The 12,260-nt window shown below is 35.6% G+C and carries 16 protein-coding genes; 3 read left to right on the forward strand and 13 right to left on the reverse strand.

Annotation, left to right across the window (positions count from 1 at the left end; all coding sequences use genetic code 11):
- A complete protein-coding gene (locus tag C3K47_RS07835) occupies positions 1 to 249 on the forward strand; it encodes a hypothetical protein (protein ID WP_103788573.1) in 249 nt (82 codons plus the stop codon).
- The gene (locus tag C3K47_RS07840) at positions 239 to 460 is read left to right on the forward strand and encodes a hypothetical protein (protein ID WP_103788574.1); all 222 of its coding nucleotides are present in this window, start codon (positions 239 to 241) and stop codon (positions 458 to 460) included. Before C3K47_RS07835 ends, C3K47_RS07840 begins: the two co-directional genes overlap by 11 nt.
- A 508-nt stretch (positions 461 to 968) precedes the next feature.
- Here C3K47_RS07840 and C3K47_RS07845 read toward each other — a convergent pair.
- From C3K47_RS07845 to C3K47_RS07855, 3 genes are all read right to left on the reverse strand, one after another.
- A complete protein-coding gene (locus tag C3K47_RS07845; protein WP_133159351.1) occupies positions 969 to 1,619 on the reverse strand; it encodes a hypothetical protein in 651 nt (216 codons plus the stop codon).
- Positions 1,620 to 1,815: 196 nt separating this feature from the next.
- Entirely contained in the window at positions 1,816 to 2,346 is a 531-nt protein-coding gene (locus C3K47_RS07850) for a hypothetical protein (protein ID WP_103788576.1), read from the reverse strand.
- Positions 2,347 to 2,458: 112 nt separating this feature from the next.
- The gene (locus C3K47_RS07855) at positions 2,459 to 2,887 is read right to left on the reverse strand and encodes a hypothetical protein (RefSeq protein WP_103788577.1); all 429 of its coding nucleotides are present in this window, start codon (positions 2,885 to 2,887) and stop codon (positions 2,459 to 2,461) included.
- Positions 2,888 to 3,350: 463 nt separating this feature from the next.
- Between C3K47_RS07855 and C3K47_RS19470 the strand changes: the two genes are divergently transcribed.
- Entirely contained in the window at positions 3,351 to 3,506 is a 156-nt protein-coding gene (locus C3K47_RS19470; RefSeq protein ID WP_165784654.1) for a hypothetical protein, read from the forward strand.
- A 265-nt stretch (positions 3,507 to 3,771) separates the two neighbouring features.
- Here the strand turns inward: C3K47_RS19470 and C3K47_RS07860 are convergent, their stop codons facing one another.
- From C3K47_RS07860 to C3K47_RS07905, 10 genes are all read right to left on the reverse strand, one after another.
- Entirely contained in the window at positions 3,772 to 4,131 is a 360-nt protein-coding gene (locus C3K47_RS07860) for an SH3 domain-containing protein (RefSeq protein WP_103788578.1), read from the reverse strand.
- 318 nt (positions 4,132 to 4,449) lie between these two features.
- Positions 4,450 to 5,235 (reverse strand): TerC family protein, encoded by a 786-nt coding sequence (locus C3K47_RS07865; protein WP_243392512.1) that lies wholly within the window; start codon positions 5,233 to 5,235, stop codon positions 4,450 to 4,452.
- Positions 5,236 to 5,266: 31 nt separating this feature from the next.
- Complete coding sequence (locus C3K47_RS07870; protein WP_243392515.1) at positions 5,267 to 6,655, reverse strand: helix-hairpin-helix domain-containing protein; 1,389 nt, start codon at positions 6,653 to 6,655, stop codon at positions 5,267 to 5,269.
- 137 nt (positions 6,656 to 6,792) lie between these two features.
- Positions 6,793 to 8,202 (reverse strand): PP2C family serine/threonine-protein phosphatase, encoded by a 1,410-nt coding sequence (locus C3K47_RS07875; RefSeq protein ID WP_103788813.1) that lies wholly within the window; start codon positions 8,200 to 8,202, stop codon positions 6,793 to 6,795.
- A 4-nt stretch (positions 8,203 to 8,206) separates the two neighbouring features.
- Entirely contained in the window at positions 8,207 to 9,253 is a 1,047-nt protein-coding gene (locus tag C3K47_RS07880) for a TerY-C metal binding domain-containing protein (protein WP_103788581.1), read from the reverse strand.
- A 292-nt stretch (positions 9,254 to 9,545) separates the two neighbouring features.
- Positions 9,546 to 10,181, reverse strand: coding sequence for a vWA domain-containing protein (locus C3K47_RS07890; RefSeq protein WP_103788583.1), 636 nt, complete (start codon positions 10,179 to 10,181; stop codon positions 9,546 to 9,548).
- A 2-nt stretch (positions 10,182 to 10,183) separates the two neighbouring features.
- Positions 10,184 to 10,342 carry a hypothetical protein gene (locus C3K47_RS19475; protein WP_165784655.1) on the reverse strand — a complete coding sequence of 53 codons (159 nt, stop codon included), beginning with the start codon at positions 10,340 to 10,342 and terminating at the stop codon, positions 10,184 to 10,186.
- Positions 10,335 to 10,925, reverse strand: a complete 591-nt coding sequence (locus tag C3K47_RS07895; protein ID WP_103788584.1) for a hypothetical protein — start codon at positions 10,923 to 10,925, stop codon at positions 10,335 to 10,337. Before C3K47_RS07895 ends, C3K47_RS19475 begins: the two co-directional genes overlap by 8 nt.
- A 17-nt stretch (positions 10,926 to 10,942) precedes the next feature.
- A complete protein-coding gene (locus C3K47_RS07900; protein WP_103788585.1) occupies positions 10,943 to 11,581 on the reverse strand; it encodes a vWA domain-containing protein in 639 nt (212 codons plus the stop codon).
- A gap of 17 nt (positions 11,582 to 11,598) precedes the next feature.
- Positions 11,599 to 12,258, reverse strand: a complete 660-nt coding sequence (locus tag C3K47_RS07905; RefSeq protein WP_103788586.1) for a TerD family protein — start codon at positions 12,256 to 12,258, stop codon at positions 11,599 to 11,601.
- Positions 12,259 to 12,260: the final 2 nt, after the last annotated feature.

Consider the following 12,260-nt stretch of genomic DNA (forward strand, 5'->3'; position numbering starts at 1 on the left):
ATGTCAGAACTTGGAATATTCTTTGGGTCCTTAATTAGTCTGCTTCTTTCGGCTGTAGCCTATTTCATCCGGCAGCTGCATACTGATTTCAGAAAAGTAGAACGGGATCTGTCCGAAGTAAAAACCACTACCTCACTGATCAAATCGGAATTTAAAAACGGGTATGATCTGTTAAATCAGAAAGTAAGCTACCTGGAAAAACGAATTGAAATTTTAGAACATCAACAATTTAAAAACTATGAACACTGATAAAAAAATCACCCTGGCTGAACGGGTAAAATCTCCTACTCCTAAATTCTTCCGCAAGGTCCGCACAATTGGTCTTATGATTGGAGCGATCGGCGGGGCACTATTGGCTGCTCCTGTTGCACTGCCTGCAGTGGTTGGAACCATTGCAGGTTACCTGGCAACAATTGGCGTGGTGGCCTCGGCAGTAAGCCAAACGGCCGTTCGCGATTAAGTTATATTTTATCTATCGAATTAAAGTCCTGGCAAATTGCGGGGACTTTTTTGTTAGCCGCTTAGCTAAACATTAAATATGTATTCTTTAAGAATGACTTAAATGTAGTTAAAGGCATGAAGGAAAGCAGTCTGACCACGTCTGAAAATGACAATAATGTCAACCCGACAGAACTTCTTAAACTTCGGTTAGGCAACCCAAAACTTTTTACGGCTATTTTGCAAGCGAGGCAGCGTATAAATGGACTGTGCAGATTGCCTTGAGGGTTTATGCCGCTGACCGCTTGCAAACCCGTAGGGCTTGATAGCTGTAAAAAAGGTTAACTTGGGCGGAAGCGAGGTTTAAGGTTGGATGAACGGGGCCGACGCCAGGTTTGGATGTAGCGCTAACGGTCCCCCGCTATGGGCGGTGATTGCTCGGGGAAGATAAAAAATGCGAAACTAGTTCTTCCTTTTAGTCAACTTCGCGCATTGTGTTTAGTGTGTTTTAGGTGCTGCTGGCGACATATTTATTTTATATTCCCGTACATGTCTTTAATCATATTATTAAATTCATTTTTGAGTTTCATGAATATAGCTTTTTGATTGTCGAACAACATATCCTCTGAAATTATCGTTTTCAATATATTCACTGTACCTTGTCTTTCTCCAAAGCAATATCCTTGGGAAGTTGCTGCCACAAAGCTCACTTTGTCTTCCGCTTCGGAATTTTCAAAACTATGATAAATTGATTCGTACTGTTCATTTATAACTGCGCCTACAAAACCCCAATCATTTTTAAAATACAAATTGATAATTTCTTCGTTTGAAATAGAATCATCTTTTAATATTCTTTCACGATATCTTTTGAAAAAATGCGGAGGATAAATAGAGACGAGGTTCATATCTAAAGTAGGAGCAACGGCATATTTTCCTTCAGGTCGAGAATAAACACCAATTATGTGCAATATTGGTGTTCTACGTTCGCTTCGCTTACGCGCCGTATAATAGATGGTAAATTTATTTTTCCGTTCGAGAGTTGTACAAGCATATGATTGCATTACTGGATATCGCGTAGATTTTAAAACTAATCTTTCAAAATTTTTTTTACACGCATCCAACTTGTTCTTGAGTCCTTTTATATCCTCAAAAACCTCTTTGTGAATTTCTTGAACGGTCATAGATGGAACTATCATCCGAATGCAAATTGTTTTAGTTGATGGTTTCTTTACGCTTGCACCTCATGTTTTGTGTATTGCCGAAGGAACTGAAGTTCAATTGAAGAACGAATGTTGAATGTAAATTTATAAATTAAGTATTCAGTTCAAAATTGCACGTCCACCGCGATTGCGGCAAGCGGTTGTTATGCGATGATGATTATTTACAATCGGTTCTATCCTTAAATATTTCGTAACAATGAATCGGTACAAACATTCTCGTTTTAGTAGTATTATTGCAATGTAAATAAGTGATAAATTGATTAGAGGTACTTTTTTTGATATATGTAAAAGAATTTTGGTCACTCATAGGTAAAGAATCACAACTTAAAAACCAAATATGATCATTTAAGTCGAAGTCAACGTATGACACAACCACGTGGTCGTTTACAAATATCAGCCTGAGTTCTCCATCATCTAGATTTGGTCCATCCCACTGTGCTCCTATGTTCTTGCTTATATAATCTAACCCAATACCTCCAGAGTCTCCTGAAAAAAAGTAAGCCTCATTCCATGGAAAATCAGTCAAACTATCCAAACGAAACTTATAGACTGAGTTCTTTGCTTGATCAGCTTTGGTAGTAATTTCTTTAATCTTCGTTTTTAATTTCCAATTATTATCTATCCTCTTGCAACCAGCAAGAGTAAGGACAAAAAGAGTTAGTAGGATGGTTTTTTGGCGCATTTTCATTATCGCATAACGCTAGTGTATGTGCAGTTTAAATTTTCCTTTAAAAATGATTAATCAAATTTAAATTGCATATACACATTGTTGTGCGTTCGTGCGTTTTACTCCACTCTTGTTATTGATTCAGCGTTTTCTCCATTACGTCAATTGATTCCATAACGGTAATAGAAAAAACTCCGGCTTTACCCTTGTCAAATGCTGTCCTCCATTCATCATAGCCGTCTTTGTAGTCTGGCAGTTTCTTCGTTGTCCCAATTAACTTTGTAACGCTTTTATCAATAGCCTCTTTTGAAAATGGAAGATGTTGAATTTCATCAGAAAGTCCATTGTCTGCATTTGGATTCTTAATCTTAAGTCCGCCAACGTAGATGTTGATTATTGTCCAAAGTTTTTTATGTTTCTCAACTCCCACAATTGTCAAAGTTGATTTTTCTTCTCCCTTTCTCGTGTGATACTCCCAAACCTGTCCCACAACAAATTTGTCGTCCTGCTCTGTCCCGGAGAATAATTTTGAAAACATAAAAAGTCCGATTATAAGTCCCATAATTAATTGTTGTCACCTTGTCCAAACGCATGACGCACAACAATTAAATAGACGCAATAAAGTTGCGTCTATACGTCATATAGCATTGATTTTGCGCTAAAATAGCCATTGTTTTCTTAAACCAAATATTAGATTGTAGAATGCGAGTGGGTAGAGGTAAAACAGCCTTGAGCGTGTGTTGGCCTTGTGCCGCGAGCCGCTTGCGAGTGGAGGGAATGGTGGGAGCAAACTACAGCCCGAGGTACGAGGGCGGTTTGCGACCTATGTAGAAAGGACGCGGCTTTTGGAAGTCGGGGTTGTGTACGGACAAAAGCCTGGCGGACTGCACTACACAAGGGTTGGCGGACTTTTTGCCCTTCGACTGCGCTCAGGGTGACGCTTGGCAAAAAGTATGACAACCCGCAGCCTGACCGACCAGCAGGCGAGCCTAAACACGAGCAGCGACCGGGATGGTAGCGGCTGAATGAATGGAGCCGAGGTACGAGGCGTAAGGAATGAAGCGGCTGCCAACACGGAGAGAGCTGCTATGACGAATGAGGAGCCGAAAGCAATGGGTATGACAGCCTGCCGCCAGGCACCCGAAGGGTATAAAGTGTTAATGCCAATTGTTACTTTATAGGCTGGCGTACCCATTGCCGGCGACGATTGAGGAATGCCTATTTACCTGTCGTGCGGTGGGAAACTTTGACTGTTAATACATGGTGAAATTTCCTACTATTTCCTAGATAAATAAATATATCTGTAATGCCCTCTCACGATATATTTTTCATGGTCAACTAGAAAACAGCCAAAATAAGATCTTTAAAAAACTTTATTGAGCTAGGTAAAGCCAATGCAACATAGCTCTCATTTCATATTCAACCTCAAATCATCAATAATAATGGTTATTGTGTTATATAGTTACCCCATGCAAAACCAATTATTCCTTGATACTCTACTTTATACCAATACCCATTCTTACCATTTACATAATCTTGGGAAACGCTTGTGTCAATGATTGCCAATTTTTCTTGGTAAGGTACCGTTGTAAGTAAAATTCCTCTCTTGCTCGGTTTATCTCTAATCGAAAGACCGCTAATCGCGATAACTTTGGAAGTCGCTTTCTTATCGTTAATAAGTAAATTACTGCTTAGATTAAAAGCATGTCTTGGAAGGAAAATTAATATAGAAACTAAAATTACAGCTATTAATTTAAGAACCGTTGAATGGTTCTTAAGAGGTTTGAGAGAACTCCAATCAGCCATTTTAAAACTTAAAATAAATAATTAAACCTGCTAATACAATATTTAAAATCCATAGACCTATTATACTTCTGACGAGTCTACCTTTATCAATGTCAAAAGCACATTTTTCACAAACAGTTCTTAATCCTGAATACGTTCTTGTGCTATAACTTGTATTTCTATTACCGTAATAAGTTGTATTTGAAAGACCGGTTACTACATTTCTCCTGTAGCTTGCACCACCCCGTCCACAGTGATAACAAGATGCCATATTTATTTAAAACTCTATAAGTTAATTACTAAAAAGGAGAGAGATTTGTAGTCTCTCTCCTGAAAAAATTAATCATTCCCAATTGCTTGAGCAGTTTTATTTGGAAAATTAAATAAATAAGATGTCAAAACAGGGATAACAAAAATACCTACAGTGAAAATTGACACAAAAAGATCCGTTTTTTCACTCTCTAATAATTTTGCAAATTCAGTATTTGAATAGAAATGTGTGTATAAAGAAATTGAGAGCTTTAACCCTAATACTCCAATTACTATAAACGCTACAGTTTCAAGGAATGAAAATTTTTCCATCAACTTTACAAAACCTTGAGCAACAAAACGCATAGCTAATATCCCGATGAAAACACCAGTACATATTAAATAAATATTATCAGTGAAAGCCACTGCGGCAAAAACATTATCAATGGAAAAAGCTAAGTCCATTACTTCCACCAAGGCGACTGTTGCCCAAAAATTACCCATAGCTCCAACAGTCATACGATATATCCAGTTCCCTTTTTTATCAATTATATCATCATCTTCTTGTGGAGTTGACTTTCCTTTGAAATATCCATAAGTGAGATATAAAAGATATAAACCTCCTAAGGGTTTTAACCACCAAATTTTAACTAACCAAGTAGCCAATAATAAGCAAACTCCTCTAAAGAAGTAGGCTCCGATAATACCATATCTTAAAGCTTTATTTCTTTCTTCTTTGGGTAAGTCCATAACCATAGTTGCCAATACTGCAGCATTATCGACAGATAGGAGACTTTCAATTACTATTAGGTTTAAAATAATAAGGAGAGCAGCTTGTAAATCGTTTCCAAGAATTTGGTGCAAAAAATCCATCATGTTATTTATTAGTATTTAAGTTTGTTTATAATTATTTATTTGCCATTGTAATTAATATTACTCTACCACCATCCTCTTTTGACAGTAATAGTTTTTTTCCATCGGTTATTTCAACCATAGTTCCAGGGGGTACTTCTTTATCTTCTGTTAAATCTTTTAGTGAGGATAATTTTTGATTTACTAAAACCCATTTATTATTGTGAAAAGTGAAATAACCCACCGGCATTTTATCAGCTTCAGTTAATTTTTCGTTTCTTATAATATTTCTATTAACATGCCATTGAAATAAATATTGGTTATTATAAACCATTAAGCGATGGTTTTCAGGTTTCCATATGGCTGGCCTGAATTGATAATATAAGTCGAGAACAGGCAATGTACCTCTATGAGCAGTCCCACAAAACGGACATCTGGGATTATTTGTATTATCAAAAACATACCATTTCTGCTCACAAGATGAGTTAAGACAGGTTTGCATTAAATCAGTTGTTTTCAATAGAGCCTGTTCCCATTCATCCGCTGTAGGGCGCAACATTGGGTTATGTAACCCATCAATAAATGCCCTTTCAAATAACGATTTTAAATAGGGTCCAGTTATTTTATAGCTCAATTTAGAAGTATCTGCCCAAGGCAATTCTTTTGGGTTAATCTGATTTAGTTTAGGCTTATTACTATTATCTGTTGGATGTTCGATAAAAAGGGCTTTTTCTCCCATTGCAAGCAGGTCATCTTTTTCTGGATCTATATCATGTATTTTACCTCCTTTTAAAGGATGCCGATAAAGTAAATACATATAAATCAACACTGCCAATGCGTGTAAATCTGTTAAACGGTTGGGTAGTTTTCTGTTACTATCTTTTATATTTAAATGCTTTGTAGCTAAGACTTCGGGTGCGATAAAATCAGCTGTTCCAATCACATCGGGCGGAAATAAGCCTGGGACTACTAACCCATCAATATCGATTATAGCTGCAGATTTACTTATCGGATCAACTAATACATTTTTATATGATAAATCAGAATGAGCCAAACCTGCCGAATGTAATCTTTTTACCCCTCTGGCAATGTTTACGCATATCTGAAAGTAACTCAACCAATTACCTAACTCCGACTCATCAAGTCGTAAAGAAAATTGTTTGTTTCTAAATTTTGGAGAAGCAAACCATTTGCCTTGTTTTTCTTCTCCTTTAATCAAATCGCTTGTGGCATAGCCCTTTTTGAAAAAGAAATTCTTATTGTAAGAGGGCACTATTAAACCTATTTTTTTATCCAATTCCACCATGTCGGTAGGCCAGCAATACAGATCTTTATAATAGCTACCACCTTCTCGATTGAAAAAGTTATCATAATATTGAGTAACAATTTTCTTGAGGCGTTCTTTGGAATTGAAATCCTGAATATCCCTGTAAAAGGCAACCACATAAGACTTATCCGGACTAAAAAAAACATCCTTCATGCCGCCTCGCATAGGCTCACCCGTGTCAATGTATTGGTATGATTTACCCGTAATTGTTGATGAAACCGATATGGTTTTAGTCATTATAAATTAATTTTATTTTAAAAAATTACTGCTAACGTTCTGTCATCATGATTGCCGGGGCTCCAGAAATCCATCCATTTTGATAATTGAGTTTCTATTTCAGTATTATCTTTTATGAAATCAACTTTTATATTATCCTCATTTTTCCCATTTAGATCTTCAAGAAACTCTAGCCATTTCTCTATCTTATCAAGATTCGCTTCAACTACAAATTTTGGGTCATAAATACCATCGGTCATCAGCATTAAATAAGAAAAGTCTTCGACAATTTTAAATCCGAACCTGGTAGCAAATTTTTCACTTTGAAATATTTCAGGCATTGTAATAAATCTGGTGCCCCCGCCAAATTCACCCACATCAAGCCAGTTCATTAAATTCACTGATGATAAATCTTTATTGATTAAGCCTATGGGACAATCTCCAACACCAAAGGAAAGAATTGCATATCCAAACTCATATTTTTTCAAAAGAACAAATATTAAGGTTGTGTGTAAATCCTTTAAGTTGACTTCTAATTTATTGGCCCGTTGCTCTAAAGACTTATGAATATCTAAAGCTGCTTTTCCTAAATTGTTGTATACAAAATGGTTTAGCTTTTTCAATGTGTTTTCTCCAGAACCTACACAATGATCCTTTAATAAAATATCAAACTCTTTAAAGATTTCAGTGCTTAAATTCTCTGAAAAATAGTTAATAATTCCATCACAGGCAGTTTTTGAACCGTCCCTTGATATCTTGGAACTTCCTGCGCCGTCAGCTAGAGCAATAATACTCCATCCAGTATTATCTAAATGTTTAAATGTAAAATGATCGTCTCGAAAAGATCCGACATTTGCATGAGAACGACCTCTCTTGGAAGCTACAACTATATTTTTTTCTCCCAACTTTCCAGAAGATGTTATATTATCCTCTTTCCAGTAAGGGTCTGATTCGTCGCTTTTAATATCTTTCCATAAAGATTTAGGATCGGGGTTAACTACGAAAGAAATTGTTTTTTCGTGCAGTTCTGAATCTTCTAATTCTCCTTCGACTCTAAATTTTAAAACAAATTTAAGATCTCCATTTTTTAAAGGTATACCTGAAATAACCTCTTCTAGAGGTTCATAAATTAAGCCTAGATCATCTAACCCAAAGAGCTCGAAAAAAACAATTTCATTCCAACCTAATTTTATAAAATCAAGCTTGGCTTCATAAGGTTTATTTACAGTTCCATTGGGAATGCTTACCGGTTGTTGAAGTATATCGGAGATCCTATTTTTCAATTTCCATTTTTCAGTGAGCATTTTTTGATTTTCTAAGATTTGTTGTACAGCTTTAATATTAAATTCATCCTTAACAAAAGCATCGAAAAGATGCTCAAGCTTGTTGTTCAGGATGATACCCCGGTTAGCAAAAAGATTTTTAATGTATATAATTTCTTCACTCATCATTTTAACCTTGTGTACGGTTTACATCAAATCCTCCTTGGCCAATTCCGTATTGACTAGTATTTTCACACCAAGGGCAAGTATTAATTTCACTATCACCAATACAATGAATTCCCCCACAATGACACATCGCAAAACCTATTTGATTACCACAACAAGGGCATGTCGGAGAGCCAATTAATTCATCAGTATGTATTTTTTGATTAACGCCTGACTGATCCGATAATTCAAAATAATTTTGGTCAATCTGATATGCGCCAACTAATTTGTATGAAAGGGTTTGAAAATCAGAAAATCCTGACGGATTAATTGTTTTGCGGTACTTCATTAGATAAGGTCTTTGTGAGTTTTGGCATTTGGCAGCAAGAATCACGAAGTTATTATCAACAAGTTGTTTATTTAAAGGAGATTTTGAAAGATCGATCTTCGAGATAATGTCTGTTTCGAACCTTGGAAGATCAAAACCTGTTGAATTATTCTCGACACTAATACTGGTTGTTTTTATCGAAGCTGTGACCCATTTAAAAAATTCTTTATAGGAGGCCGTAGTTGTATTTTTAAACGACAATACATTTTCTGTAAGCTCGCTCAATATTTGCGTATCAGTTTCACTCCCGAAAGAAACGGCCACCATATTAGTAGAATGTTGCCAATTAAGTTTCCATTCTGCAATTGCAGCCTTAGTGTCATCAGTGGGCACACCGTCTGTAAATAAAAATATAAGAGGCTTCCAGTCTCCTTTTCGCTCGGCGGTAGTTTTTACAACATTGCTTCTTAGCTCATACATTAAGTGGCCTAAACCTTTACTAAGGGAAGTGCCACTCCCAATAGGGAATTTCGGTGGATAGAAATTAACAATCTCTTGTAATGGAACCAAAGTTTTTGCTTGACCTGCAAAAACAATAATCGATATCCAAGCGGTTTCTATAGCATATGGATCCGTTTTTAATTCTTTAATAATGGTGGCAATACCCTCTTCAACCTGTTGGATTTGTTCTCCAACCATGGATTCGGAAATATCAATTAAAAAATATATAGGGAGTCTTCTCATTACTGATCGTTTTTTTGGTGGAGAAATAGAGTTAAAGGTTCCTAAAGTATTTTTATAAGAATTAAAAACAGTATCAATAAAATCAATTGTGCCATATCCACAGCCAAACCTTGACCAACCTTCATCGGCTTGATAATTGATCTCAAAAAGTTCAATAATGGACTAAAAATGCTATTGCAAAAATTAAACAACCCTTTGTATTGCTTATCAAGTCTATCTTTATGAGGTAATAATTTTGAGTATAGAAATAATCCTACAATCAAAAAGCTAATAATTAAGAAAAGCATTAATTTCATATAACTAAATGTATTTCACTAGGCGGTGCTGGCAATTCTACACTTTCCCCAGTTCCTTGGCTTTTATTACCTTGTTCAATAGTATCAGATACCCATTTAAAAAAAGTTTTTAGTGTTGTGCTGTCACAAGTATCCAGGTGTACTACTGAATCGGTTAATTCCTTAAGTAAGCTGTCATCAGCTAAATGACCTGCAGCACATCCTACAACCGCTCCAAAGTTTAAACTTTTTATTTGCGATATCATTTGCCTATACAATTGTATATCGGACGGCTTACCATCGGTAAACAAAAAGAAAAGGGGTTTCCAATCTCCCTTTTGATCTGAAGTGCCTTTTCGTACGTCTGTAATCACTTTTTGGTAAAGCACTTCTAGAGCAGCTCCAGTGTGTGTTGGTCCACTTTGAGGGCAAACAATTTCGGGTAATTGAAAACTTACCAATTCAGTTAATGGTACTATTTCTTTTACTTCACGATCAAAGGTTATGACACTTATCCAAAGTGAATCCAATGCCTGCGGATCGGTTCTAAGAGTATTTATCATGCCACTTAAGGCATTATTTAATGCCTGAATAGGTTCACCATACATAGAACCAGAAGTATCTAACAAAAAATAAACGGGTAATCTTCTCATTTTTATTTTTTACTGAATAGCGCCTTTAATATTAGTTTCCCTAATTTTTGTTCAACTCCACTTTTAGAAGTGGGAATACCGGTACTTCGGGCAAACTTCTGTTTTGCAGAAGTAATGCCCAATGCCCTTTTCCATGAAAAAGAAAATCCAAATTTACCCATCAGCTTTTTTTAATTTATTTTCAATGATTTCCTCTATTGTAATATCGCTGGTTTCAGATGTGAATTGAACTTGAAAAGTTTCATCATTTAACTTCGACAATTCGAATAATTTCAAAGTGTTACATGGCATCAAGTTTGTCTCACCCTTTTCAAACTGAATCATTTTTTTATCAAGTAATATAAATTGGATGTTTAATTTCTTTGAAACCGTTTTTTTAAAATAATCGAAAATTGTCTTCGTTGGTTTAAAAAAATCAAACCGTAAATAAACCTCTATCTTTTCATCGATAGAATTTAATTCTGATACTTTAAATCTTAATTGAATATCGTATGTTGGGCTTTCAACAAGACTTTCAGTCACTATTTTTTTATCATCTGATAAATTGTTGTAAAACACCAAGTCTGTATTTTTGTGTATTACACCATTTTTTGAAATAAAGACAAAGGAATCGAAACGTTCCAAATCATTAAAAGTACAGTCCGCATCAATATTAATTTCACACAGTACGATAGAATCTAATGCAAAACTTCTTCGTTCCCCAACTGTAATATTTGGTTTGTGAACTTGCCCAGTAATTTTCAAAAGTGACTTATCTGAAATTAAACAACAATATTTAATTCTGAGGGAGGAGGAGGTAACTCATTCAATCCAGTTACTTCTTTACCACTGTCTTCAACTTTAGTAGAGCTTACCCCAATAGATGCTGTTACCCAAGTGAAAAATTTAGAAATACTTTGGCTATCAGCAGTATCAAGACTTACTACATTTGCTGTTATTTGCTTTAATATATTTGTATCAGCTCCATTTCCAGCTGCACAAGCTACAGTGAATGCTGTTTTTCTTTTTTTGAATTCGTTTAATCCACTTTGCCAATCATCCGTTGGTATTCCATCAGTCATAATAAATACAAGAGGTTTCCAGTCTCCTCTTTGTTCAGAGGTTGTTTTAGTTACCTCATTATCAATTTTATTACTTACTAATTTTAGCGCATCCCCTAAAGCAGTTGTGCCTGTGGCTTTTAAATCAACCATTTGGAAAGATGCTAAATCAGTAAGGGGTATTATTTGATTGGCTGAACTATCAAATGTAATTACACTAATAAATGCAGTTTCTATAGCCTGTGGATTTTGACGTAATGAACTAATCATTACTTGCACCCCATTTTTTACAGCTTCAATAGGCTCACCGCTCATGGAGCCTGATGTATCTAATAACAGATAAACTGGAAGTCTTCTCATATAACTATTGATAAATGTTATGCGTATGATTGCAATAGTCTCTGGATTGTTTGTCCAAAAAACACATCTTCGGTAGGATCACCAATGGCATTGAATTTCCATTCACCATCTTTTTTATAAAGTTTACCCATAATCAACGCTTTTCGTCCAGTATACTGAGACTCAGCAGCGACATTATAAGAAGCAAATACTTCTTTTACAGATTTAGTTGTTCCTTCGTACATTCTAATTTTCGCAAAAGGAATTTGAGAGAAGTCTTCTTTACCAACGTTGTTAAGAAAGAAATAAATTTGCTCTACATCTGCGCTTAATTTAGAAAGATCAACAGTGATTATCTCGTTATCTAAACCATCATCTCCTCCTGTATCACCAGCTAGATCGTCACCTGAATGGCGCAAAGCCCCTTCTCGGGTAACCAATTTGCCTAACGGTAAACCAAACTGTTTTAACACATCCTGACGGTACAAAGGTGAATACAAGTGATCACATACTTGTTTTGCTGAATTAAGCATAATGCAACTTAAATCAAGATCTACACTGGTAACTTTTTTTGAAAGCCCGAAAAGTGCTTTTGATTCAATTGCACCCCAGTTTACACCAACACAAAAATTTGTAAGGCTATCGCCGCTTTGTTTACGTAAGTCAATACGTTGCCCTTTTTGAAGATTAATTGCCATAT

The sequence above is a fragment of the Solitalea longa genome, assembly GCF_002920915.1.
Classification (GTDB): Bacteria; Bacteroidota; Bacteroidia; order Sphingobacteriales; family Sphingobacteriaceae; genus Solitalea; species Solitalea longa.